The 24770-nt window shown below is 66.1% G+C and carries 24 protein-coding genes; 14 read left to right on the top strand and 10 right to left on the bottom strand.

Going from position 1 to position 24770, the window contains the following annotated elements; translation table 11 throughout:
• Positions 1-156 precede the first annotated feature (156 nt).
• Positions 157-765 carry a rhodanese-like domain-containing protein gene (locus C8D78_RS04210; RefSeq protein ID WP_120950574.1) on the top strand — a complete coding sequence of 203 codons (609 nt, stop codon included), beginning with the start codon at positions 157-159 and terminating at the stop codon, positions 763-765.
• Complete coding sequence (locus C8D78_RS04205) at positions 762-1526, top strand: sulfite exporter TauE/SafE family protein (protein WP_120950573.1); 765 nt, start codon at positions 762-764, stop codon at positions 1524-1526. The genes C8D78_RS04210 and C8D78_RS04205 overlap by 4 nt, the downstream gene beginning before the upstream one ends.
• Positions 1527-1688: 162 nt before the next feature.
• Here C8D78_RS04205 and C8D78_RS04200 read toward each other — a convergent pair whose 3' ends face one another.
• Positions 1689-2993: an MFS transporter gene (locus tag C8D78_RS04200; RefSeq protein ID WP_244208233.1), complete on the bottom strand. Its 1305-nt coding sequence runs from the start codon at positions 2991-2993 to the stop codon at positions 1689-1691.
• Between the two features lie 96 nt (positions 2994-3089).
• Entirely contained in the window at positions 3090-4499 is a 1410-nt protein-coding gene (locus C8D78_RS04195) for an MBL fold metallo-hydrolase (protein ID WP_120950572.1), read from the bottom strand.
• Between the two features lie 192 nt (positions 4500-4691).
• Here C8D78_RS04195 and C8D78_RS04190 point away from each other — a divergent pair, with 192 nt between their 5' ends.
• The 6 genes from C8D78_RS04190 (at position 4692) to C8D78_RS04165 (ending at position 9850) form a co-directional block, all read left to right on the top strand.
• Positions 4692-4949 carry a metal-sensitive transcriptional regulator gene (locus C8D78_RS04190; protein ID WP_120950571.1) on the top strand — a complete coding sequence of 86 codons (258 nt, stop codon included), beginning with the start codon at positions 4692-4694 and terminating at the stop codon, positions 4947-4949.
• Positions 4950-4977: 28 nt separating this feature from the next.
• Positions 4978-5403 (top strand): DUF302 domain-containing protein, encoded by a 426-nt coding sequence (locus C8D78_RS04185; RefSeq protein WP_120950570.1) that lies wholly within the window; start codon positions 4978-4980, stop codon positions 5401-5403.
• Positions 5404-5735: 332 nt separating this feature from the next.
• Complete coding sequence (locus C8D78_RS04180) at positions 5736-7112, top strand: chloride channel protein (RefSeq protein WP_120950569.1); 1377 nt, start codon at positions 5736-5738, stop codon at positions 7110-7112.
• Positions 7105-7806, top strand: a complete 702-nt coding sequence (locus tag C8D78_RS04175; RefSeq protein WP_120950568.1) for a YrhK family protein — start codon at positions 7105-7107, stop codon at positions 7804-7806. The genes C8D78_RS04180 and C8D78_RS04175 overlap by 8 nt, the downstream gene beginning before the upstream one ends.
• A gap of 31 nt (positions 7807-7837) precedes the next feature.
• Positions 7838-9217, top strand: coding sequence for a glutamate decarboxylase (gene gad, locus C8D78_RS04170; RefSeq protein ID WP_120950567.1), 1380 nt, complete (start codon positions 7838-7840; stop codon positions 9215-9217).
• A 168-nt stretch (positions 9218-9385) separates the two neighbouring features.
• Positions 9386-9850, top strand: a complete 465-nt coding sequence (locus tag C8D78_RS04165) for a phage tail protein (RefSeq protein WP_120950566.1) — start codon at positions 9386-9388, stop codon at positions 9848-9850.
• A gap of 45 nt (positions 9851-9895) precedes the next feature.
• On the opposite strand, the gene ligD is transcribed toward C8D78_RS04165, so the two are convergent.
• Both ligD and C8D78_RS04155 read right to left on the bottom strand, forming a co-directional pair.
• Positions 9896-11140, bottom strand: a complete 1245-nt coding sequence (ligD, locus tag C8D78_RS04160) for a non-homologous end-joining DNA ligase (protein ID WP_120950565.1) — start codon at positions 11138-11140, stop codon at positions 9896-9898.
• 123 nt (positions 11141-11263) lie between these two features.
• Positions 11264-11932: an HAD family hydrolase gene (locus tag C8D78_RS04155; protein ID WP_244208232.1), complete on the bottom strand. Its 669-nt coding sequence runs from the start codon at positions 11930-11932 to the stop codon at positions 11264-11266.
• Between the two features lie 260 nt (positions 11933-12192).
• On the opposite strand from C8D78_RS04155, the gene C8D78_RS04150 reads away from it, so the two are divergent.
• Together C8D78_RS04150 and C8D78_RS04145 are read left to right on the top strand one after the other, a co-directional pair.
• Positions 12193-12516, top strand: a complete 324-nt coding sequence (locus C8D78_RS04150) for a hypothetical protein (RefSeq protein ID WP_120950563.1) — start codon at positions 12193-12195, stop codon at positions 12514-12516.
• A 73-nt stretch (positions 12517-12589) separates the two neighbouring features.
• Positions 12590-14053, top strand: a complete 1464-nt coding sequence (locus C8D78_RS04145) for a protein adenylyltransferase SelO (protein WP_120950562.1) — start codon at positions 12590-12592, stop codon at positions 14051-14053.
• A 351-nt stretch (positions 14054-14404) separates the two neighbouring features.
• On the opposite strand, the gene C8D78_RS04140 is transcribed toward C8D78_RS04145, so the two are convergent.
• Entirely contained in the window at positions 14405-15136 is a 732-nt protein-coding gene (locus tag C8D78_RS04140; RefSeq protein ID WP_120950561.1) for an SDR family NAD(P)-dependent oxidoreductase, read from the bottom strand.
• 190 nt (positions 15137-15326) lie between these two features.
• Between C8D78_RS04140 and C8D78_RS04135 the strand changes: the two genes are divergently transcribed.
• Complete coding sequence (locus C8D78_RS04135; protein ID WP_120950560.1) at positions 15327-15755, top strand: YybH family protein; 429 nt, start codon at positions 15327-15329, stop codon at positions 15753-15755.
• Positions 15756-15813: 58 nt separating this feature from the next.
• Here the strand turns inward: C8D78_RS04135 and C8D78_RS04130 are convergent, their stop codons facing one another.
• Both C8D78_RS04130 and C8D78_RS04125 read right to left on the bottom strand, forming a co-directional pair.
• Positions 15814-16704: a polysaccharide deacetylase family protein gene (locus C8D78_RS04130; RefSeq protein ID WP_244208231.1), complete on the bottom strand. Its 891-nt coding sequence runs from the start codon at positions 16702-16704 to the stop codon at positions 15814-15816.
• A 198-nt stretch (positions 16705-16902) separates the two neighbouring features.
• On the bottom strand, positions 16903-17541 hold the full coding sequence (locus tag C8D78_RS04125) for a maleylpyruvate isomerase family mycothiol-dependent enzyme (protein ID WP_120950559.1): 639 nt from the start codon (positions 17539-17541) through the stop codon (positions 16903-16905).
• Positions 17542-17802: 261 nt separating this feature from the next.
• Here C8D78_RS04125 and C8D78_RS04120 point away from each other — a divergent pair, with 261 nt between their 5' ends.
• Positions 17803-18105, top strand: a complete 303-nt coding sequence (locus C8D78_RS04120; RefSeq protein WP_120950558.1) for a DUF4193 domain-containing protein — start codon at positions 17803-17805, stop codon at positions 18103-18105.
• 51 nt (positions 18106-18156) lie between these two features.
• Here the strand turns inward: C8D78_RS04120 and C8D78_RS04115 are convergent, their stop codons facing one another.
• Entirely contained in the window at positions 18157-18495 is a 339-nt protein-coding gene (locus C8D78_RS04115) for a hypothetical protein (RefSeq protein ID WP_120950557.1), read from the bottom strand.
• Between the two features lie 133 nt (positions 18496-18628).
• Here C8D78_RS04115 and C8D78_RS04110 point away from each other — a divergent pair, with 133 nt between their 5' ends.
• Both C8D78_RS04110 and ppsA read left to right on the top strand, forming a co-directional pair.
• Positions 18629-19447, top strand: coding sequence for a pyruvate, water dikinase regulatory protein (locus C8D78_RS04110; RefSeq protein ID WP_120950556.1), 819 nt, complete (start codon positions 18629-18631; stop codon positions 19445-19447).
• A 152-nt stretch (positions 19448-19599) separates the two neighbouring features.
• Positions 19600-22005, top strand: coding sequence for a phosphoenolpyruvate synthase (gene ppsA / locus C8D78_RS04105; protein ID WP_120950555.1), 2406 nt, complete (start codon positions 19600-19602; stop codon positions 22003-22005).
• Positions 22006-22087: 82 nt separating this feature from the next.
• Here the strand turns inward: ppsA and C8D78_RS04100 are convergent, their stop codons facing one another.
• A complete protein-coding gene (locus C8D78_RS04100) occupies positions 22088-23110 on the bottom strand; it encodes a LacI family DNA-binding transcriptional regulator (protein WP_120950554.1) in 1023 nt (340 codons plus the stop codon).
• A 198-nt stretch (positions 23111-23308) separates the two neighbouring features.
• Positions 23309-24757 (bottom strand): sugar porter family MFS transporter, encoded by a 1449-nt coding sequence (locus C8D78_RS04095; RefSeq protein ID WP_120950553.1) that lies wholly within the window; start codon positions 24755-24757, stop codon positions 23309-23311.
• Positions 24758-24770 lie beyond the last annotated feature (13 nt).

Below are 24770 nucleotides of genomic sequence, written 5' to 3'. Positions count from 1 at the left end.
CCCCACCGGACTGCCCGGGCGGCATGTCCCCCCTCATGCCGCCCGGGCTTCCACCTGCCGGCCCTGTCGCTGACGCGGCGATCCGGTCGGTGGAGGGCGGCCGGCCGCAGTCGCGGGCCGCCACCAAAAATGCTCCAAGATATACCGAAAGAGATTATGACCTCCTTGAACACGACCAATGCCGTTGGTTCCGCCCCCAAGTCCATCGATGCCTCGACCCTGAAGGCTTGGGAAGACAACCACGACGATCTGATGATCATTGATGTGCGCAGCGGCGCAGAGTTCGATGCCCTGCACATCAACGGCTCCTACCATGTGCCGCTGTCCATGCTCAGCGAACATGCGGAAGAATTTGCGGCAAAGATGGGCACCCGCGTGGTCCTCGTCTGCCAGTCCGGTAACCGGGCCGAGCAGGCCCGCAAGCGCCTGGATTCCGTCGGCCTGGCCAGTGCCAGCGTGCTGACCGGGGGAGTCCCCGCCTACGCCGCCGCGGGCGGGAACGTTGTCCGCGGCCGTGGCGCCTGGGCCCTGGAGCGCCAGGTCCGGATGACCGCCGGATCCCTGGTGCTCGCCAGCATCGTCGCGGCGAAATTCGTCTCGCCCAAACTCGGACTGATTGCCGGCGGCATCGGCGCGGGCCTGACATTCTCCGCGGCCACCAACAGCTGCGCCATGGGTCAGGTGCTTTCCAAGATGCCGTGGAACCGCTCCGCGAGCGAGCCCACCGCGCACCAGGCCCTGCAGAACCTGGACGCCAGGGCATGATCCTCACCGCGTCGGCGTTCGGTCTGCTCGTCGGCGGCCTGCTGGGCCTGGTGGGAGGTGGCGGATCCATCCTCGCCGTCCCCGCCCTGGTCTACGGCGTGGGGCTGCCCCTGGCCGCGGCGATTCCGACCTCGCTGGTCGTCGTCGGCGCGTCTTCCGCCGTCGCGGTGGTGCCCCGGCTGCGGAACGGCGTGAACTGGCGACTGGCGCTGATCATCGGCGCGGCGGGGACCGTGACCGCCTACCTCGGCGCGGCGGTGAACCGGCTCCTGGACCCGAACAGCCTGCTCCTGGCCTTTGCCGCAATCATGGTCTTCGCCGGCATCCGGATGCTGATGCCGTCGACATCCTTGGGCGGCGCCTGCGCGCTGCCTGGCGGCGGCGTCAACTGGCGCAGCTGCCTGCCCAGAGCGGTCGCCACCGGCGCCGTCGTCGGGTTCCTGACCGGTCTGCTCGGCGTCGGGGGCGGCTTCCTGATCGTCCCGGCGCTCACGCTGGTTCTGGGGCTCCCCATGGCGCTGACGGTCGGTACGTCCCTGGTGATCATCGTGATCAACTCGGCCGCCGGCTTTGCGGCGCACCTGGGTGATCTGCAGATCGACTGGGCCGTCACGGCAGGGTTCGCTGTTGCCGCGATGGTCGCCTCGCTGGCGGCAGGGCGGATCGGCACCCGGATCCCGGACAAGGCGCTCAAGCGCGGCTTTGGAATTCTGGTGCTGGGGATCGCTGCGTACGTTGCAGTGCAGGCTCTCGTCTCCTGAGGGCCGCCGCAATCGGAATCGAAATCGGAATACAGTAAAGCGCCGGAGGACATGTCCTCCGGCGCTTTACTGCTCCTCAACATACTTGCTCCGCACTGCTTGTCCCCGGAGGGGCGCAGCGGGAGGCCCCATGCCGGCATCGCCCGGCCTGCGCACGGTTTCTTAGTGCGCGGGTTTGTGGTCCGTGCCGCGCATCCGGACGGCAACGAGGACGCCGGACAACGCGGTGAGGGCGCCGACGACGGCGACAGCCACCGGGATGCCGTAGGCGTCCGCGAGAATGCCGGCGAGCAGGGCGCCGACGGCGAATCCGCCGTCGCGCCAGAGCCGGTAGATGCCCACTGAGCGTGCCCGCCACTGGGGGTGTGCGACGTCGCCGATGGCGGCGAGTAGGGTCGGGTAAACCATTGCGGTTCCGGCGCCCAGCAGGATGGCGGCGGCAAGCCAGAGCCCGAAACCGGTGCCGAACGCGACCATCCCCAGCGCTGCGGCCTGGATGAGCATGCCCCCGACAATCAGGGGTTTGCGCCCGATTCGGTCCGAGAGCGCTCCGGTGACGAGCTGGCCTGCGCCCCAGACGGCGGGGTAGACGGCGGCCAGGATCCCGATCTGTCCAATGCTTAGTCCCGCGGCGGCAAACAGGAGCGGAAACAGGCCCCAGGCGAGGCCGTCGTTGAGGTTGTTGACCATGCCGGCCTGGCTGACCGACGACAGTGACTTGTCCCGGAAGCTGGTTAGGGTAAAGATTTCGCGGTTGCTCAGTTCCCCGTGGGCGCCGGCATGGGCCGCCGTGTGGCTGGCCGCCTCGAGCCGGGCATGGCCCCGGGTTTCCTTCACGGCGAACACCGACAGTCCCAGGCCCAACGCGATGTAGGCGGCGCCGAGCAGGAAGGGCCCGGGCCTTAGGCCGTAGGTCGCGGCGATGTAGCCGGTGGCGAGGGCGGTGGCGGCGACGCCAAGGTAGCCGGCGGCCTCGTTGAGGCCCATGGCCAGGCCGCGGCGGGACGGGCCGACGAGGTCCATCTTCATGACCACGGTGGTGGACCAAGTGAGGCCTTGGCTGATGCCGAGGATGACGTTGGCGGCGACGATCCAGTCCCAGGAGGGGCCGAAGATCAGCAGAAGCGGGACGGGGACGGCGATGAGCCAGCCGGTCACGAGGACGGGCTTTCGGCCGAAGCGGTCCGAGAGGGTGCCGGCGAAGTAATTGGTGGCGGCCTTGGCGAGTCCGAAGGCCAGGATGTAGGTCAGGGCGGAGGTGTAGCGGTCCAGGTGGAAGACCTGGTCCGCCAGCAGGGGCACGACGGTGCGTTCCTGGCCAAGGGTGCCGCCGACGAGGGCGTTGACGGCGACCAGGAGTATGAACTGTGCCAGGTTCTGATGCAGGCCCAGCGTGACGTTGCTCGGCTGTAGGCGTGACGGCGGGACTGTGCGGGCTTGCCGTGACGGGGTGCTGTCGGGCGTCATCTGTGATCTCCAGTTCTCCGGGAAGTGCGTTGGCGGCGGCCGGGTGTCCCGGCCGCCGCCAACTCTGTTATTCAATTACTTCAGGTGTTGCCTCGCTCAGTTGCTGGCAACAGATTCCCGTGCCTGTTGCCAGGCGGCCCATCCGGCGTAGCTGCCGTCGAGTTCGACGACGTCGTACCCGGCCCGGCGCAGGGCGCTGGCCGCGACGGAGTTGCGGACCCCGCTCTGGCAATAACTCACGATCGTGCCCTCGGCCGGGAGTTGGTCAAGGTTCCACATCACCCGGCCGCCGCTGAGCTGGTAGGAGCCCGGGATGTGCCCGGCGGCGTGTTCGGTCCGGTTGCGGACATCCAGGACCATGGCGGCGTCGAAGCCTTCGAGTTCTTCGGGCTGGATCAGCTTGGGGACGCTGACGGGCAGTCCTTCGAGGCTGGTGACGTAGCCGGCGACCTGGTCGATGCCGACCCGGACCAGGTGGTCCCACATGTCCTGGGCGGAGGCCTGGTCCGGGGCGAGGAGCACCAGCGGGTTTTTGTCCGTTTCCGGGTTGACCACCCAGGCGCCGAAGCTAGCGGTGGATTTGCCGGCGGGGATGTTCAGGGATCCGGTGACGGTGCCCGCATGGACTTCGGTGTTGGGGCGGGTGTCCACGAACGTCACGGTGTCCGCGGCGAGCCCGGCCACGACGTCGGCGGTGGGGATCTCCGCCAGCGGGGCGCGTTCGCCCATGACGGCCGGCCCTTCGCGGTTTTCGCGTTTCATCCGGCCGAAGTAGGCGTGGGCGTCGGGCTGGCCGTCGAGGAGCTCGGCGACGAAACCGGCCTCGTCGTTGGCGGCCAAGTACGGGCCCCACCAGGAGTAGAGCCGCTCGTAGCCGACCGTGGAGGAGGGGATCGCGCCCAGGGCCTTGCCGCAGGCGCTGCCGGCGCCGTGGCCTGGGTGGACCTGGACGTGGTCCGGCAGGGTCAGGAACTTGTCGCGTAGGCTCGCGAAGAGCTGTTTGGCGCCGGCGAACCGGGTGTCGACGCCGCCGGCGGCCTCGTCCAGCAGGTCCGGTCGGCCCAGGTCGCCGGAGAAGACGAAGTCACCGGAGAGCAGGTAGCCGGGGGCGTCGGCGAACGCGCCGTCGGTGATCAGGAAGGACAGGTGTTCGGGGGTGTGGCCCGGGGTGTGCACCGCCTTGACGGTGATGTTGCCCAGGGTGATCACGTCGTTGTCGTTGAGCCGCTCGGCCTCGAAGCCGTACTGCCAGTCGGCCCCGCCCTCGCCGGAAACGTAGGCGGTGGCGCCGGTCGCGGCGGCCAGTTCACGGGTGCCGGAGAGGAAATCCGCGTGGATGTGGGTCTCGGTGACGGCCACGATCTTCATCCCGTTGGCCGCGGCCATGGTGCGATAGACGTCGATATCGCGGCGGGGGTCAACGACGACCGCCTCACCCTTTGCCTGGCAGCCAATGAAATAGCTGGCCTGGGCGAGGTCTTCGTCATAAATGCGCTCGATAAGCATGAGGCTCTCTTTTCGCTGGGCGGGGGAGTTCCCTCGGCTGGGGATTCTCCGTTGGTCTACTCACAACGATAATACCCCCGGGGGTATCCTGCAAGCGGACCATGGCGGCCCGGATGCCGCCATACGCCTACTCGCCGTTATACCCGCCGGGGTATATAATTGGCAAAGTCCCGCCCACCGTTGGAGTCCGCCATGGAACTTGATTCGACAGAACTCACCCCCATCATCAACCGGCTCAAGCGCGCCCAGGGGCAGCTCGCCGGCGTGACGCGCATGCTGGAGGAGGGGAAGGACTGCAAGGACATCGTCACCCAGCTCGCCGCTGTCTCGAAGGCCCTGGACCGGGCGGGCTTCGCCATCATCGCGAGCGGCCTCGAGCAGTGCCTTGTCCGCGGGGATGCGAGCATGGACACTAAGGACCTGGAAAAACTCTTCCTGTCCCTTGCCTGATCTCCCCACTATTAGCGCAGGAGCAGTCATGAGCTACACGCATATCGTCACCGTCCCGCTGGGCTGGGAAGAAGCGGTGCAGTCCACCCGCGAAGCCCTCGCCGGGCAGGGGTTCGGGATCCTCTCGGAGATCGACGTACGGGCAACTTTTGAGGCCAAGCTCGGCGCCGATGCCGCCGAGGACCTCGGCGACTACATAATCCTGGGCGCCTGCAACCCCGGGTTGGCCAGCCGGGCCCTCGCCGCGGAACCGGCGATGGGCGCGCTGCTGCCCTGCAACGTCTTAGTGCGCCGCGGCAAGGGCGCTGCCGAGACAACCATCGAGGCCATCGACCCGCAGACCATGGTTAAGCTCAGCGACAGCGCGGCCGTCCGGGACGTCGCCAACGACGCCGACACCAGGCTCCGTGCCGCACTGCGCACCCTCAGCGGTGCAGAAGTCCCGGGTAACTGAAGCCCCTCGCTCGTGGGGTCCCCGCCTGCCGGGACGCCTCGACGCTGTCCCCGCTCGACCTCGACGCGGCCCCGCCGGGGGTGCACTCCTTCCATGTCCGCGACGGACGTCGGTGTTCCTCTCCTCTTTCACCCGCATTGGGTGAAGACTGCACCCGACCGAAGCGTTAGCTTGGGGAACATGTGATTGACCAGCCTCTATCGCCTCTGAGACCTCACTAGAGGCTCCTGCCGTCTCGCGGACGGCAGCGGAAGGAGAAGGATGCTCACCTGTAACCACGGGCGCAACGAACCCGTGGCCCGGATCGTCACTGGCGTGCTGGGTTGCCGGGGATGAGCCAGCCTGCCGCGTCGGCGCCCGGCATCGATCCGCTCGTAGTGATCCGTTCCAGGCCGTACATCGCTGCGCTCGTGCTGGCGGCGGTTCTGGGCGTTCCCATCTCGGCCATTGCGTACGGTTTTCTTGCTTTGGTGGCGACGGTCCAGCAGTACGTCTTCGACGGGCTGCCGAATCAAGTCCTCGGGGGTCCTGCACCTGCATGGTGGCCGATTCCGTGGTTGGTGCTGTGTGGGCTGTTGACGGCGTTGACCATCCGGTATCTGCCGGGAACCGGGGGCCACTCACCAGCCTTCGGATTCAAGACGGGCGGCGGTCCGCCCAGCGGTCGGGAGCTCGTGGGCATTATTCTCGCGGCGCTGACCACGCTCAGCCTGGGGGCGGCGCTGGGGCCCGAGGGGCCGCTGATCGCGATCGGTGGCGGGCTCGGGGCGCTGGCGGTGCACCTAGTGAAAAAGGACGCTCCGCCGATGGCCCTGACAATCATGGCGTCGGCTGGCAGCTTCGCAGCGATCAGTACCCTGCTCGGGTCTCCCGTGCTTGGTGCATTCCTCATCATGGAGGCCGCCGGGATCGGTGGATTGACGCTGAGCCTGGTGGCCCTGCCGGGACTGATCGCTTCCGGCGTCGGGGCGCTGGTGTTCGTCGGCTTGGACGGCTGGACCGGGTTGGGCAGCTTCTCGCTGGCGCTCCCCGTGGTGCCGCCCGCGATGGCGCCGACGTTGGCTTCGATGGGGTGGGCCGTCCTCATGGGCGCGGTCGGCGCGCTGTTGGCGTGGCTGATCCGCTGGGTAGCGCTGTCGCTTCGTCCGGTAGTGCATCTGAATCGGGTGTTGGTGACGTCTGCGCTTGGCTTGCTGATCGGCCTTACCGCGATGATTTACCAGTTGATTTCCGGGAACAGCTTCACTCAGGTGTTGTTCTCGGGGCAGGACGGCCTTCCGCAGCTGGTCGAACACGCCGCGGACTACTCGCTTCCTGTGCTGGTCCTGCTGATCGTTTGCAAGACCTTGGTCTACGGGCTGTCGCTGAGCGCATTTCGCGGCGGGCCGGTGTTCCCGTCGATGTTCATCGGTGCGGCGATGGGTATTGCGGCGAGCGCGCTGCCCGGAATGGATCTCGCGGCAGCGATCGGCATGGGCATGGGAGCCATGTGCGCGGCCATGCTGCGGCTGCCGTTGACGTCGACGCTGCTGGCCACACTGCTGCTCGGAGTGGACGGTGTGGCAGTAACACCCCAGGTGGTGGTGGCTGTGGCGGTGTCCTTCGTGATCATCAATGTGCTCCCGGTCCCGGGCCCCAGGGCGCCCGCGGCGCCTGACGATCCAGGCAGCGTCCAACATCGGGCTTCCTCTGGGGCCGACCATGACTGAGATCTCGAGCGCGCGCCGTTCGACCACACGGGACCGGTGGATCGCATGGTTGTTCATCATTGGCTCGAGTCTGTTCGCTTTGGGGGCGGTGCCGTCATACTCCGAGGCCGTGGGATTGCGCTGGTGTGCCGCCACATTCTTCGTCGGTTCGCTGTTCTTCACCTCTGCGGCATTCCTGCAGTACCGCGAAGCCGCTGACGCGCTTCCGGCCGTGCGTGCCACGGCGCGCCACTCGCTTTGGGTCTGGGCGCCGCGGAATCTCGTCTGGCTCGCTGCCGCCGTTCAACTTGCCGGCACACTGTGGTTCAACTGGAGTACCGGAAACGCCGTGCGGGATAATCTCAGCGCGGCGCTGACCGACCAGCGGGTGTGGCGACCCGACGCCCTGGGTTCAATCGCCTTCCTCGTTGCCAGCGGTGTGGCGTTGCGGGATGCCGGCCGCGGCGCCATCCCCGGCCGGCACAGGACCCGGCCATGGAAGATCGCCGTCATCAACGTGGCCGGTTCAGTTGCGTTCGGCATCTCGGCGGTCGCGGCCTTTGTCATCCCCTCGAGCGGCGACGTCTGGAACGCCGAACTGTCCAATCTCGGCACACTTGTGGGAGCCCTGTGCTTCCTCACCGGTGCGATTCTCATGCTGGGTCCGGAATTCACCGCCGTCTCGGTCCAAACGGACCGGGGAACTCACCCGTAACCGCTTTTCACCAGTCCCTATAGGAGAAGTGATGTCATCAAATTCGCAGTCTGCGGATGCCGCGGCGGCGCTGTTCGGCAACCGGTTCATCACGCAGGAGGTTCCGAGCCGGGAGTTCCCGGAGACCGGCATTCCTGCTCAGGATGCATTGCGCCTGGTGTCCGAGGACTTGGCGCTGGAGGGTGATCCGGCGCGGAACCTGGCCACCTTCGTGACCACGTGGATGGAGCCGCAGGCCCAGGAGATCATCGCCGCGAACCTGCACCGCAATTTCATCGACCACGCCGAGTATCCCCGCACGGCCGAGATCGAGCAACGGTGTATCCGGATGCTCGCGGATCTCTTCCACGCGCCCGGTGAGACGACGGGAGCCCGCACTCAGGGATCGTCCGAGGCGATCATGCTCGGGGGTCTGTCCCTGAAGTGGAACTGGCGCAAGCGCCGCGAGGCCGCCGGCGCGTCGACGTCGAGGCCGAACCTGGTGTTCGGCGGCGACGTGCATGTCGTGTGGGAGAAGTTCTGCCGTTACTTCGACGTCGAGCCGCGGATCGTGCCATTGCAGCCGGGGAAATACACGATCGGCCCCGACGACGTGCAGGCCCATATCGATGAGAACACGATCGGCGTCGCGGCCGTGCTGGGGACGACGTTCACCGGGCACAAAGACGACATCGTCGGCATCAACGACCTGCTGGTGCAGATCAAGAATGAGCGGGACCTTGATGTGCCGTTGCACGTAGACGGGGCCAGCGGGGGGTTCGTCTGGCCCTTCCTCTACCCGGACTCGGCGTGGGACTTCCGCCTCGAGCAGGTCCGCTCGATCAATGTCTCGGGGCACAAGTTCGGCCTGGTCTATCCCGGCATCGGCTGGCTGATCTTCCGGGAGAAAGCGGACCTCGCCAAGGATCTCGTCTTCGAGGAGAACTACCTCGGCAAGACCGACTCGACCTTCACCCTGAACTTCTCCACCGGCTCGTCGATGGTTCTCGCCCAGTACTACAACTTCGTGCGCTATGGCCGCGCCGGTTACACGTACATCATGCAGAACATGCAGACCAACGCCCGCGTCCTGGCTGAGAAGCTGGACGCCATGGGCCGCTTCGAGATCATCGGCGCCGACGAGGAGCAACTTCCCCTGGTGGCGTTCCGGCTCGCCTCCGACCCCGGGTACGACGAGTTCGACATTGCCTGGCAGCTCTCGGCCGAGCGCGGCTGGATGGTTCCGGCCTACACACTCCCGCCAAACGCCCAAGACGTGACGATCATGCGCGCCCTGGTCAAGGAAACGTTGAGCCGCGAGCACGTCGACACGCTCGCCCGCGACATCGAAGAGGCGTGCTCCACGCTGGCGAAGAAGGGCGGCGCGCACGAATCCGAACGAAACAAGATCATCATCGGACCCGGCCATTAACCCAGTTCGACGGCGGGCATCTGGCGCGTTACATGCCCAACGGCGTGGTGTCGCTCCGCTGTTGGACCGGCCGCGCCCAAGCCGCGACTCCGGGGATGTTCGATCAAGCCTCCGAAGATGGGGACACTTCGTTAGCATTGGTCGGAACACGACCTACCTGGAGGGTGCATGCCGTACACCGTTGACTTCGAACACGTTTCTACTGCCGGCCTGGAATCGTCTCCCGTGGCCGAGGCGCTCGCCGGGCTGCGCGCCAACGAGGCCCGCTATTACCGGAACAAATACGGCCACGTCTTCACAGTGAGCCCCGCGAGCGAGGTTCCGGAGGCGGTCGATCGGGTGACCACGATACTCCGGGAAGAACGTGACATCGTCATCGGCTCCCGCCCGCTGGAAGCGACCGCCTTCGAAGTCGACGGTTTGCGGATGGCCTACGTTTTTTACGAGTCCGGGCTGGCGATCAACGTCATGTACAGCGTCGAGGACGGAGGGAAGCGAGCGGTCGGATTCAAACTCGCCGACGGCATGGAAATTCCGGAGGAGTTGGCGGCGCGCTTCAAGTTCGCCCGCCAAAAATCCAAACTGGCCGGCGTTATTCGCGGCTCCTACTTCGTGATCAAAGGCGAGTACTGACCGCGCTCACCGCCGCAGCCGACATCCTGCGGTGTCGGAACCGTGTCAGGACCCAGGGCGCCCCGGCCACTCTTTGCCCGCCCACGGGTCGTAGTCAGAGATGAGATCCTCTTGCGGCGGACGCTCATCTTCCGGGACATGCTGAAGGTTCACCCGCACCCGGTACCAGAGTGAACTCGATCCGCGCATTCCATCGAGGAGTATGTCGGCTGGATGCAGGGCCGGGACCAGGTCCGCATGCCGGGCCTTCCATTCGTCTAGCGCCTCAAGCGCCTCGGGCTTGGTCTTGGTACGTGCCACCTCGATAAGCGGCATCGCCGACTGCCGGTGGCCCGCACCGTCGCCCCCTCGCGGCGGCTTTTCGGCGGGACCGAGCTCGGTAGCCAAGGCGATGAGCCCGTTGAGTGTCCCCACCGCCTCGTCGATCCCGGCGTGGGGGTCGCCCATCATTGCGAAGCGCTCAAGCACCGTGGGCACCGTGAATTGTTCCGGCCGGGTGGAGGTAACCTCGTTCCAGGTGAGCGGGGTCGAGACCCGGGCGTCGGGCAGGGGCCGGATCGAGTACGCTGATGCCACGGTGCGGTCCTTGGCGTTCTGGTTGAAGTCAACGAACACACTCTCGCCGCGCTCCTCCTTCCACCACCGCGCCGTGGCGAGGCCCGGAGCGCGGTTCTCAACTTCGCGGGCGAGGGTCTCGGCGGCGAGCCGCACGTCGCGATAGGACCACTGGGGCGCGATGCGCACCAGGATATGGAGCCCCCGCGAACCGCTCGTCTTCGGCCACCCCACCAGTCCGACGTCGTCGAGCACCTCCCGCGCGACATAGGCGACGTCAACGATCTGCGGCCAGTCGACCCCCGGCATCGGGTCCAGGTCGACCCGGAGTTCATCGGGGTGCTCGAGGTCCTCGGCGCGCACCGGGTGCGGGTTGAGGTCCAGGCATCCAAGATTCACCACCCATGCCAAGCCCGCAGGATCCCGGATGACGGCCTCTTCGGCCGACGTCCCCGATGCGTAGTGCAACGTTGCCGTGTCGATGAAGTCGGGGTGGTTTTCAGGCACACGTTTCTGGAAGAAAGGCTCGGCGCCGATCCCCTTCGGGAAGCGCTTGAGCACCATGGGCCTTCCGCCCGCGCCCCGCAGCGCACCATCCGCAACGGCCAGGTAGTAGCGAACCAAGTCGAGCTTGGTTAGCCCGGGCCCGGGGAACACCACCTTGTCCGGACTCGAGATGCGAACCTCGTTACCGGCAATGTCCAGGACCTCGGCGGCGGCCTTCGACGCGCTCATTCCGCCACGCTAGCAATGATCGGGTGTCCCTGCCAGACCAGGCGGGCGGCGGGAGGTTGCCGGCAACGTCCTGTCCGAATGTGCCGCGGCGCAAGCCGCGGCACGGCCGCATGCGCCGTGGGATCAGGTCCTCACCCCTCCGGTGCCCAGCCTTGCGATGCTGCTGCTCTCCAGATTCTCCAACAGGTGCCGCGGGTTGTCGTACACCTCCACGGCGCCAGCATCCCGGAGTTCGGCTTCGCTGATTCCGCCGCAGGTCAGGGCAATGGCGGGAACCCCAATCGCCGCAGCCGCCTTGATGTCCCAGACGGCATCACCAACGAAGACGACGTCCGCCGGGCTGAGTTTAAGCCTTTCCAGGCATGCAAGGAGGATGTCGGGGGCGGGCTTGCCCTCGTCGGCGTCGTTGGAGCTGGTCCAGGCATCAATGAACTGGCCGGCGTCCAGGAGGCCGCGGGTGACGTCCAGGTCGCGCTCCTGCGCTGATGATGCCAACCCCACGGCAAGCCCCGCGTCGGAGCAGGCGGCCAGGAGGTCCCTGGCAGCGGCGAAGGGCCGCAGGGAAGGCCAGAACGTGGAGAACACGGCCCCGTGCGCGGATTTCAGGTCTTCCCGCATGGCCGGGGTGCAGCCGGGGACCAAGTGATCTAAAAGCTTGTCGCCGCCCATGCCGACACAGCGGTGGATGGCGGAGATCTGGATGTCCAGCCCCTCCCGCCGGAACGCCTGCCACCACGCCAGGGCGTGGAAATAGCTGGAGTCGATCAAGGTCCCGTCCACATCGAAAAGCACGCCGCGCTTCTTTTCGAAACTTCCGAAATTTGAGCCTTGCGCCAATGCTGTCCCACCTTAGGTTGGGGCCCGCCGCACCTGCAGCATCCGCCGAGGCTCGACGCGATGCGGCTTCTTCCGGCCCGAGGTCGGGTCCCTGTTCCGGCCCCGAAGGAGCCATAATACCGCTATCAGCCTTCTGCAGGAGGGGGGAGGGCACGGAGGCGCTGCAGGCGTAATCTACGAACAGAAGGCTTTCTTCCAACGCCGGGGAGCTCATCATGGACACCGAATTCGCCGAGGTCATCGATCACGACGTCACCACCATCACCTGCGTGTGCGGCAATACCGTCAGCAAGGAGGGATTGATTCAGGCCAACTCACAAGGCATCCCCGTTCACATCGGCGGAAACGAGCCTGTGCCCGCGGGGCTGGCCGCGTGGCCGGAGGACGAGGATCTCTACACGCTGTGCCCCGCGTGCGGCCGCGCCTACCACGACGTGGTGATCGAAGAGACGGGCACCGCGCCCGTTGCTTTCCGGGTCGAGGTCACCGCTGGGCCGGTGGCAGAGGCAATCCGCGTCCACTGGGATCTCAGCACGTAGCACTGTGGCCGTGGCCGGCCGCGGCGAACGGCCGGCGGGACCGGTGCCGGAGGGCCGCCCGTATCCTTATTGAATGAGTGACATCGCGCATTCAACAGTCACACTTGATGGCCACTTCGCCCGGGAGTTCAAGGAGATGGCCATTCCTTGGCGTGCTGAGGAGGCTCCCGACCCGGACCTTCTGGTGCTCAACGAGCCCCTCGCCGCCGAGCTAAGTCTCGATCCGGCCTTTCTCCGGAGCCCTGAGGGGCTGCTTCTGCTGATCGGAAACGCCCTCCCGGCGGAAGCAAGCCCCGTGGCGCAGGCCTACGCCGGGCACCAGTTTGGCTGGTACGCATCCCGCCTGGGGGACGGGCGCGCACTCCTCCTCGGCGAGATCAGGCACGCGGACGGGCAGCTCCGGGACCTCCACCTCAAGGGATCGGGACGCACGCCGTTTGCGCGCAACGGTGACGGCCAGGCGGTGGTCGGTCCCATGCTGCGCGAATTTATCGTGAGCGAGTCCATGCACGCGCTGAACATCCCCACCACTCGATCCCTCGCCGTCGTCGCGACGGGCCGTTCGGTGCAGCGTGAGACGCTCCTACCCGGCGCCATACTTACCCGGGTTGCGAGCAGCCACCTGCGTGTGGGCAGCTTCCAGTACGCCGGGTCCACGGGTGACACCGGCCTTCTTCGCCGCCTGGCCGACTATGCACTGGACCGTCACTACCCGACCGCCGTGGAGGCGGAGAACCGCTATCTCGCACTGTTGCAAGGGGTCATATCAGCCCAGGCCGCACTGGTAGCCCAGTGGATGCTCGTAGGGTTCGTTCACGGGGTCATGAACACCGACAACATGACGATCTCAGGCGAAACCCTCGACTACGGGCCGTGTGCCTTCATGGAAGGCTTCGACCCAGCCGTCGTCTACAGTTCGATCGACGAGACCGGACGCTACGCTTACCGCAATCAGCCGCTGGTGGCGGAGTGGAACCTTGCCCGGCTCGCGGAGTCTCTCCTGCCGCTGCTCCACGATGACCAGGAGCAGGCGGTGGATCTCGCGGTGGAAGCGCTCGGCGAGTTCCGGCGGCAGTACAGTGGCACCTGGTCGGCCGGCATGAAGGCCAAGCTGGGGTTACATGAAGGGCTTGACGACGAAGTGACCTCGCCTCTCGTGGACGAACTTGTGGCTCTGCTTCAGGAATCACGGGCCGACTACACATCGTTTTTCCGGCATCTCGGCAAGGCCGCGCGCGGCCAGGCTGAGACCGCACGGAGCCAGGTTTCTGACCCCGCGGCGTTCGATGACTGGGTTGCGCGCTGGCGTGCCTTGGCCCCGGATGCCGACTCCATGGACGGGGTGAATCCCGTCTACATCCCGCGGAACCACCTCGTGGAGGAGGCCCTGACGGCCGCCACTGCCGGAAACACGGGCCCGCTGAAGCAGCTGATGGACGCAGTAGCCTCACCCTTCGACGAGCGGCCCGGCCTCGAACGTTACGCCGCACCAGCCCCGGACAGCTTCGGCCCATACCGGACCTTCTGCGGAACCTGAGCTCCGGGAACAGGTTGAGGCACGACGAATGATCCGGTTGGCGGGTGAGTGCCCTGCCTTCGGCCCGGGATCCCTCTTCTTCCCTCGCAGGGCCTGTCGCGGTTGCCGTCACCCTGTCTACGCTGGGGCGTCGTGGAAGGGCCCAAGGAAAATCCAAGCTTCCGTTCGTATCCTCGGTCCAAGGGCTGAACGGTTTATGCCAGGATTCTGCGTCTTTGGCCACACGGGGGTTCGATTCCCTCCCAGCCCACTGCGCCGTCGTAGGTCTTCCAGCCGGGCCCAAGGCGGCCCAGGATGACCCAGGCAGCTCGCGGCAGCTCCCGGCCGGTCACTTCAAGCGGCTCACCGCCGCTACGCGATGCGCTCTCCGGTGACACTGGCCAGGCGGCTCAGGAGGTCGTTCTGGAATTCGTGGTCGTAGACGGCGGGGTGCGCTTTCGTCCGCTGCTGATGGTGCCAGTAGCCACCGCTCGTTTGCGCTTCCGGGTCGTTACTGGTGGCGAGCCATGCCTGGGTGAGGTGGCCGAGCCGCAGGTCGTCCGGGGCGCTGGGGCCACCCATCTTGGTGGGTACCCAGCCGGGATCGACGGCGTTGCTGAGAACGTCCGGCCACAGCCGGGCGACGGCGACGGCGAGGGCAGTGACATAGAGTTTGCTGTCCGAGTAGGACACTTGTGGCGCCTGTCCGCTCCAGTCGATGCCGGAAAGCGTGGCGCGGCCGCCGCGGTGCATGCCGCTGCTGAGGTAAATGAGGCGGCGCGGGCGGTGAACGAGTGCGGTCAGAAGGTACGGGGCCAAGACGTTGACCTGAAAGATATGTGCCCCGCTGAGCACACCCGCGTTGTGGACCACGGAATCCAAGGGGCCGCTTCGGTTCACTTGGTCGGCGACGTCGCGTGTTTGCTCGATGTCCGACAGGTCGCCCACCACACTTGTGGCGCCGCGGTCCAGGAGGTCCTTCACCGCGGCCAGGCGGTCGGTGGTGCGTGCATGCACGATGACCTCGTGGCCGTTGTCAATCAGGGACTGCGCGGCGGCCCGTCCGAGGCCGTCCGTTGAGCCGGTGATGAAAATGCGTGCCATCGCTCCTCCTTCTCTACCGCGATCGCTTGGTGTTCGGGCCCCTGAAGTAGTGGTCCAGCCCCATTATGTAGTGTCAGGGGCATGTCTGCAGTGTCCGGCTGCGCTGCAGTGTCCGCCTGCGCCCGGCCGCATCCACGCTTCACGGGCTTAGAATTGAGGCGTTCCCAAAAATCCCGGCAGGAGGCACGCCATGGATTTCGACACCGTCCTCGCGCAGTACCATGAGGCGCTGGACACCTTCGCCAGAGGCGACGCCCGGGACATCAAACGGTTGTACTCCCACGGTAGGGACATCGTCCTCGCAAACCCGTTCGGCCCTGCCGTCCGGGGCTGGGCCGATGTTGAGGAGCGAACGGATTTCGCCGTAGCGCACTTCCGTGACGGGGAGTGCCGGTCCTTCGATAGCTTGTACCGCCTGGTATCGGCCGACACAGCCGTCATCCACGAAGTCGAACACTGGAAGGCCAAGGTTTCGGGGCGCGCGGAGGCAAGTCCGTTTATCCTTCGGGTCACGACGGTCTTCCGGAGGGAAGACGGAACGTGGCACGTCGCGCTCCGGCACGCTGACCCGATCAGCAGCCCCGACGATAACGGACCGCTCCGGGGCGGGAGGGCCTAGATCCGTCGCGTTTCGTGAGGGCCAGGTATAGGAAGATTCATCCTCCGGCCATCAGTGTTTAGGCATTGGTGGTCCGGGGGAGCGGGAGGAACGTGTCGCCACGGGCCTTCATGACTTTCAGGGCGTGCTCGACGCCGGGGGCTGTCCCGCCGCCGGGGTGGTTGCCGTGGGCAATGACGATGTCTCCCGCCCGGGCCAGGGAGATCTCGCGGGTGACCGTCGCGGCGGGGAACGTAGCGCCGGCGTCGCCGTTGATGGAGAATCCGACCGGTATGAGGCCAAGGGAACGGACGATTGCGGCGGAGACGTCATCAAGGTAGGCCGTGCCGGGTCGGAAGTAGCGGGAGCGTCGTCCGGTGAGCTGGGTGAGGCAGGCGTCGTTGGTCATGATCTCGTCGTAGACCTCGGCGGGGTTTCGAGTGCCCCGGATCCCGTACGCGCTCCGGCCCGTGACGGAGAGGGGGCGGTGGGATGTTCCGTGGTTGGCAAGTTCGAAGAGCGGGTCCCCGGCCAGGTTCATGGCCAGGGCAGGGTTGGCGGTGATCCAACGGGAGCTCAGGAACAAGGTGGCAGGGACGTGCTGCTGCCGCAGGACGGACAGGAGGGCCAGGTCGGCTCCGTTGCCGTTTACCCCACCGCAAAAATCAAACGTCAGCGCCACCCCGGTGGTTCCCGGGGGCAGGCGGGTCAATACGCCGGGCGCCTCCAAGCCCCAGTACTTCGTGGTGCGTCCGGCATACATCGCCGTCACCTGGTTCCGGGTCGGCACCGGCCCCGGCGCTGCCCCTGTGTGCGCGGTAAGCCCCGCGGAGGGCCGTCTGGCGGGATCCCGCGCGCCAGCGGCAAGCGGGTGCGCCGCGGGCCCGGGTCCCTGGCGGCCGGGCGCGCAGCCGGCCAGTGCCATGGCGGCGGCCAGGAGAAATGACCGCCGGTCCGGGGTCCGTGTCACGGTATATCTTCCGATCTCTTCAAGTTGGTCGCGGCAGCGGACCGCTCCCTCATTATGGTCCGCCACTGCTCGGCGACGGTCATCCGGGGTCAGGAACCGTCTCGCGTGTTGAGGGGACGGCCGCCAAAGGACGCCACGGTCAATACTCTAGGAGACCCGAGGCTTTCAAGGCCGAGATCACGTCGTGGACTCGCCGGTTTAGGATGATGCCGTCAGGAGCCGCCGCCGGACTTGGGCCGTTCCGCTGCCGCTGAGTTCGTGGATGGCTGCCGGCCTGCCTGCGAGGGTTGTAACCAATGCCGATGCGCTTCCTATCACTGCGGCGCCGGTGCCGTAGTTCCAGCCCGAGTCATTGGCGGTGAAGGCGAGCCCGTCGAGCAGGCCGGGCTTGAGTGCCCTCCGAGCCTGCGGACTGGTCAGCTGATCCAGGACGATGTTCGCACTTTGCTTGTCAATGATGTGATCGACGCCGAGGGGCCGATAGATGTCTTGGGCATGGATGACCAGGTGGCATAGGGGCGCCTCGGGCTGGGCGCCGGGAATGCGGAAACGGCCGTGGGCGGTCTGGCGAAGGGCATCCACGATGTGCCCGTTCGGCCGGCCATCCCTCCTCGCCCACCGGTCAGCCATTTTGTCGAACTTGAATCCGGCGGCCGCCATGTTGCCCAGGAAGCGCGGCACCGTCAGTTGGTAGGGCATCAGCAGGTGTACGACGACGTCCCGCACCCGCCAGCCGGCGCACAGGCTGGGCGCGTTCCACTGCTCGTTGTCCAACTCTTCCAGCACACCGAGCATCCGGGTTCGCTCGGCATCGATTAAGACTCTGATCTCGTTCATCTCATCCCCTTCTGGAGCTCGGCGGCACAGCTCTTTTATGGGCCGCCGAGCTGCCGCCAGAGTACGTCAGTTCCGTGAGGAGCCCTAGCATTCGGCTGGGAGCCGCTTGTAGCTTTTCGTCGGCCCCGGTTTTCGCGGCCATGAGGGACGCCGTCCGTTCCCGGGCGACGCCGGCCGGAGTCGCAGGAACACGGAATACCGGACCCCCGGGCTACGTTGCATTAGCGTCAGCTAAGAACGCAAGAAAAGAGAAGCACCTCAGTGGCAACCGATTACGACGAAGTACGTTCCGACGTCAAGGAATCACAGGACCGCTCCCTCGAGGCGTTGCAGTCCGCCAACGCCCCGGACGCCCGCAGCGTCGTCAGCGAGCTGGACGAATCCGACGCGCTGGATGACGCCATGACCCCCGGCGGGGAATTTGTCGCCGAGGAACTGATTGTTCAGGTAATTCCCCAGGCCGCAGACGAGTTCACCTGCTCCTCCTGTTTCCTGGTCCGGCACCGCTCCCAGCTCGCACGCGAAAAGGACGGCCATTTCTACTGCAAGGAGTGCGAGGGATAGGACTCACCCACTCCCGGACCTGGCGCGGCGACGCCACTCGTGAGTAGCGGCCTAAACGGTGTCCGTTCGCTGGTCGCCCTTGTGGCTCCGTAGATTCTCCTGCAGCTTGCCGAACATATCCTTGATGGTCGACTCCGTGTTGGTGAGCATGTCCGGCTGGACGTAGACCTGTTGGGCCGGAGGCAGGCTGTAGTGGGATGGAAGGGCCCCCGTGCCGTCCACGCCCTCCAGCGCGATGGTCACCCCGCCCTCCTTGCGTGCAATGGCGCCGATCCGGCCGAAGACCACGGTAAATTCGTCCGGCTGGAAGCTCACGGTCAGTCCGACATGTGTCCGGTTGAGGTCACTTGCCGCAACGGCCTTCTCGTTACCGGTGCCTGTGTAGCTCATGTCCATCTCCTGAGACAGTTGGTGTGTTTACGCGAGCAGTCTACGTGCGTGACCGGAAGCCGGGTAGGGACCGTGTCGACCCATCAAAGAGGCCCGATTCCGGGCCGGGGCCACTCTGGTGGAGAATGCGTTCATGACCAATGACGATCGTCGGCCTGTCTACTTCCTTTCGGACAGTACGGGCATCACCGCTGAAACCCTCGGCAATACCTTGCTGACGCAGTTCCCTGCGAACAATTTTGACCGCATCACGGTCCCGTTCATCACCACGGCCGAGCAGGCGAGGTCCGTGGTCAAGACCATTGACAGCCTCGCCGCGACCGGCCTGCAGCCGATCGTCTTTTCCACCGCGGTCAGCAGCGATATCCGTCAGGCCTTGGCGACGTGCAAGGGAATCATCGTGGATCTCATCGGGACACACGTCGGTCAGCTGGAGCAGGCCCTGGGCACGCCGGCTAGCGGAGAGCCGGGGCGGGCGCACGGCCTCGGGAACGCGGAGCGGTATCAATCCCGGATGGCCGCCGTCGAGTATGCCATGGAACACGACGACGGCCAGAGCCTGCGGGCGCTGGAAAAGGCCCAGGTCATCCTGGTGGCGCCGTCCCGCTGCGGCAAGACGCCCACCACCATGTATTTGGCGCTGCAACACGGCATCTTCGCCGCGAACTTCCCGCTGGTGGACGAGGACTTTGAACGGGAAGGGCTCCCCAAACCGTTGCGGCCTTTCGTTGAGAAATGTTTCGGCCTGTCCTCCAACCCCCTGCGCCTGAGCCAGATCCGCACCGAACGGCGCCGAGGCTCACCGTATGCGTCGCTGCGGCAGTGCGGCTTCGAGTTGCGCAGCGCCGAGCAGTTGTACGTCTCCCACAGGATTCCGTACCTGAATTCAGCCACCGTGTCCGTCGAGGAAATGGCGGCCACGATCTTGCAGCGGATGAACCTCAAACATTAGGGAAAAGTTTCACAAGCTTGGTGTGGCGCACGTCATGTGGAAAGAGCGCCAAAGACCTGTCACTGTGGACAGGACTTGCGCCCAGTTCACCGGCCATCCCGGTGAACTGGGCGGCACATCTGCATGGCATCATCTGCAAAGGAGCAGCAACTATGACGACAGACATCCTGTGGTTCTCAGAACTCGGACTCAAGGACCTGGACCGGGTGGGCGGCAAGAACGCCTCCCTCGGCGAAATGGTGCAGAACCTGACATCTGCCGGCGTCCAGGTCCCGGACGGCTTCGCTACCACCGCGGATGCCTACCGCGCCTTCCTGGCCGATTCCGGCCTGGACCAGAAGATCGCCGACCGGCTGGTCGGCCTGGACACTGACGATGTGACGGCCCTGGCCACGGCGGGGCAGGAGATCCGTTCCCTGATGCGCGCCACGCCCTTCTTGCCGGACTTCGAGGCGCAGATCCGGGACTCCTACCAGCGGTTGGTGGACAAACACGGCGGCTCGGAGGACCTCTCCTGGGCCGTCCGCTCCAGCGCCACGGCGGAAGACCTCCCCGATGCCTCCTTCGCCGGGCAACAGGAGACGTTCCTGAACGTCCGGGGGATCGAGAACATCCTGCTCGCCATCAAGGATGTCTTCGCCTCGCTCTACAACGACCGTGCCATCGCGTACCGCGTGCACCACAAATTCGAGCACGCCGAGGTCGCCCTCTCGGCCGGCATCCAGCGCATGGTGCGCTCCGACGTCGGGGCCTCCGGCGTCATGTTCACCATGGACACCGAATCCGGGTTCCAGGACGCCGTGTTCGTCACGTCCTCCTACGGCCTCGGCGAGGCTGTCGTTCAGGGCGCCGTGAACCCGGACGAGTTCTACGTGTACAAACCCGCGCTGCAGGCCGGGCGGCCCGCCATCCTCAAACGTGGACTGGGCGAGAAGGCCCTCCAGATGACCTACACGAACAGCCGCGAGATCGGCCGCACCATCGACTTCGTGCCGGTTGAGGCGTCCCTGCGGAACCGCTTCAGCCTCACTGACGACGACGTCGAGCAGCTCGCCCGGCACGCCGTCGCCATCGAGAACCACTACGGCCGCCCCATGGACATCGAATGGGGCAAGGACGGGATCGACGGCGGCCTCTACATCCTGCAGGCGCGCCCCGAGACCGTGCAGTCCCGCCGGGCCGCCGGCAGCCTGAGCCGCTTCCGCCTCAACGGGACCGGCCGGGTGCTGGTCGAAGGCCGGGCCATCGGCCAGCGCATCGGCGCCGGCAGCGTCCGCATCCTCACCTCGATCGACCAGATGGCCGCCTTCAAGACCGGCGACGTCCTCGTCGCGGACATGACCGACCCGGACTGGGAACCGATCATGAAGCGCGCCTCCGCCATCGTGACCAACCGCGGCGGGCGCACCTGCCACGCGGCCATCATCGCCCGGGAACTGGGGATTCCCGCCGTCGTCGGCACGGGTGACGCCACGGACGCGCTCTCCGACGGTCTCGACGTGACCGTCTCCTGCGCCGACGGCGAGACCGGCGTGATCTACGAAGGACTCCTGGAGTTCAGCGTCGAGGAAACCGAGATCACCCAGCTGCCCGAGGCACCCGTCAAGGTCATGATGAATGTTGGCACCCCGGAGCAGGCCTTCACCTTTGCGCAGCTGCCCAACCATGGAGTGGGCCTGGCCCGGCTCGAATTCATCATCAACCGCCAGATCGGCATCCACCCCAAGGCACTGCTGAACCTGGACGAGCAGCAGGCGGATGTCGCCGCTGAAATCCGCGACCGGATCGCCGCGTACGACAGCCCGCGCGACTACTACATCAGGCGCCTGGCCGAAGGCGTGTCCACCATCGCGGCCGCCTTTGCGCCGGAACCGGTGATTGTGCGCATGTCCGACTTCAAGTCCAACGAGTACGCCAACCTGATTGGCGGGCCAGCCTACGAGCCGCACGAAGAGAACCCGATGATCGGCTTCCGCGGCGCCTCGCGGTACCTGGAGCCGTCCTTCCGGGACTGCTTCGATCTGGAGTGCGAGGCCCTGTCATTTGTCCGCAACGAGATGGGGCTGACCAACGTCAAGCTGATGATCCCCTTCGTGCGGACCCTGGACGAGGCCCGCGGCGTCATCGATTTGTTGGCGGAGAACGGCCTCGTCCGCGGCGAGAACGGCCTCGAGGTGATCATGATGTGCGAGATTCCGTCCAACGCCCTGCTGGCCAACGAGTTCCTGGACCACTTCGACGGATTCTCCATCGGCTCCAATGACATGACTCAGCTGGCCCTGGGCCTGGACCGGGATTCCGCAATCGTCTCGGGCGGCTTCGATGAACGCGACCCTGCGGTCAAGAAGCTCCTGAGCATGGCCATCAAGGCCTGCAAGGCGCGCGGCAAATATGTGGGCATCTGCGGCCAGGGTCCCAGCGACCACGAGGACTTCGCCGAGTGGCTGGTCGAGGAAGGCATCGATTCCGTCTCCTTGAACCCCGACACCGTGGTGGATACCTGGCTGCGGCTCGCCGGCGGTGCCGTCCAGGCAGGGGTCGGCGCCGAGGCAAACTGACAGCACGGCGCCCGGGGACGGGCCACGACCGCTGACCGGGACACCCCTGGCGGAGCCGGCCAAGCACAGGGCGCCGGGGGTGTCAGGCGCGGGTGGCGTGAGCGGTGCTGTTGCGCACGACCAGGCGTGGGGGCAGCACCTCGGTACGTTGCGGCAGCGAGGGGTCGGCAATGCGTGAGAGGAGAAACGCGGCGGCGCGGACGCCTACTTCCCGGCTGACGGGGTCGACTGTGGTCAGCGAGACGTGCCGGATCCCGGCCAGGTAGGTGTTGTCGTATCCGACGAGCGAGAGTTGAGAAGGGACACGAATGCCGTAATTGTCGGCGGCCGAAAGCGCGCCCACGGCGAGGATATCGTTGGCGGCAAAGACTGCCGTGGGCATCCGGCCGCTGTCGACGAGGCTGCTCATGGCCGCAAAGCCCGCGTCTTCGCTCATGTCCGTTGGTATCACCCGGATGCACTCCTGCAGGCCGTGCCGGGTCATCGTCTCCCGGTAGGCGTCGGCCCGCACCCTGGCGGATCCGGTGGGAGCGGTGAGGAAAGCGATGTCGTCGTGGCCGAGGCCAATCAAGTGTTCGACGGCCAGGCGGGCGCCGGCGGCGTCATCATTGGTGACACGGTCTGCTGCCGGGAGGTCGAAGGCGCGGGTTCCGACCACGACGGCCGGCGTGGTCAGCGTGGCGCGTGTGAGATCTTCATCGGCATCGATGTCTCCTGCGATGATCAGCCCATCAACGCGAAGTTCCATGAACGCCGACACCGGGCTTTCGCCCGGGCGGGACAGGTATCGGGAGTCGCCGAGGACCATCCGCAGCTGTTGTTCCCTGAAGATGCCCTGCATGCCGTCAAGCAGTTCCACGAACCAGGGATTGGCAAGGTCGTCCAGCAGCACCCCCACGGTTCGCGTCCGTCCGCTGGCAAGCGAGCGGGCCGCGTTGCTTGGCCGGTAGTCGAGTGCGGTCATGGCGACGGCGACGGCTTCTCTTTTTTGTTGACTTACCTTTGGTGAGCCCTGAAGCACGAGGGATACGAGCGCCCGGGATACGCCCGCTTCGCGCGCCACGTCCTCAATGGTGGCCCGCTTGGCCCTTCCCTGATGATTCACAGCACTCCTTGACAAGTAACCTCCTGCCAGCAAGGGTATCGCGGCAGGGACGGTGGCCTCCGGCCCCCCACGCCAGCGGCCGAAAACCGCCCGCAGCAATGCGGGCGGCGTTCGGCGTAGGGCCGGCGATGGCCTCGGACCGCTCCAGCCGCGGCTAGTGACCGGCGGGGGAGAACCCCCGCGCAGGTGCCGCCGGGCTCACAGAGCCACCGCCTTTTCCCCGGGGGCGGCGGGGGGAACGATGACCGGAATGCCTCCGGTGCGGAAGTGCACCTCCAGCTCTTCAAGCGATTGTCCCTTCGTCTCCGGCACAAACCTGGCCACGAAGATGAGGGAAACGACGTTCACCAGCACGAACACGGTAAACGTCCCGGTAGAGCCCAGAGCGACGACCAGGATCGGGAACAGGAAGGAGATGGCCGCGTTCACGGTCCAGAGGGCGAACACCGCAATGCCCATCGCGAAGCCTCGAATGGCGAGCGGGAAGATCTCGGAGAGCAGCAGCCATACACAGGTTCCGATGAAGCACTGGACGAAGGCCACGAACAGCATCATCGCCGCCAGGATGGTGTAGCTGACGAAGTCCGACTGGGGAAGCGTGAAAACGACGGCGAGGAGAGCCTGCGAGGCCACCACCCCGGAGAAGCCAATGACGAGCATGCGGCGGCGCCCGATGAAGCCCAGCAGCCAGATACCCAGGACGGTCATCAGCACCGACGTCACCCCGACGGCGATGGTTGCCACCAGCGAGGCGCTCACGCCGAGGCCGCTGCGCTCGAGGATGGTCGGCGCGTAATAGTTCACGGTATTAATGCCCGTTGCCTGCTGGGCAGCGGCGAGGCCGATGCCCACCCAGAGGAGCCGGCGCATCCACGGATTGTTCTTCAAATCGCGCCAGGCACTGGAGCGCTCATCGCGGGCCCCATTCGCGGACTCGACAATTTCCCTGTACTCGAAGTCGGCTTCCTCCGGGCTGCGGCTGAGGTCAAGAATGCGGCGGCTCTCGTCGAACCTGTCACGGATGGCGAACCAGCGCGGCGACTCGGGCAGAACGTACATTCCAATCAAGAGCGCGATGGCGGGGATGGACGCAACGCCAAGCATGATGCGCCAGACCTCCGAGTCGTGGATGACGGCATCGAGCAACGCGTTGATGGCAAAAGCGAGCATCTGGCCGGTAACGATCATCAGTTCGTTGATGGTCACCATGCGTCCGCGCAGATGCGCCGGGGCCATTTCGGCAAGGTAGAGGGGGCACGTCACGGCGGCGGCCCCGACGCCGAGGCCCAGGATGACGCGGGCCACGACCATGAATCCAACCGTCGGCGCGATGGCGCAGCCTATGGCTCCGATGAGGAAGAGCAGCGCACAGACAAGCAACGTGCCGCGCCGGCCGAGTTTATCCGCCAGCCGCCCCCCGCTCAGCGCGCCGACCGCGGCACCCGGAAACAGCAGGGCGCTGACGACTGTGGCCTCTTCAACGGGGCTCATGCTGAGGGAATCCTGCATGTAGAGCAACGCGCCGGAGATAACGCCGGTGTCGTAGCCGAACAGGAGCCCGCCCAGCGTGGAGATGACAGTGAGGCGGGCAAGATACCCGCGATGTTTTGAGCCCGATACGGGCGAGCTTGCTGTGTGCAACGACATTGTTGACTTCCTC

This window comes from Arthrobacter oryzae (genome assembly GCF_003634095.1).
Lineage (GTDB): Bacteria > Actinomycetota > Actinomycetes > Actinomycetales > Micrococcaceae > Arthrobacter > Arthrobacter oryzae.
Note: the sequence above shows the minus strand (reverse complement) of the source record. Positions and strands in the feature narration are given on the sequence as shown.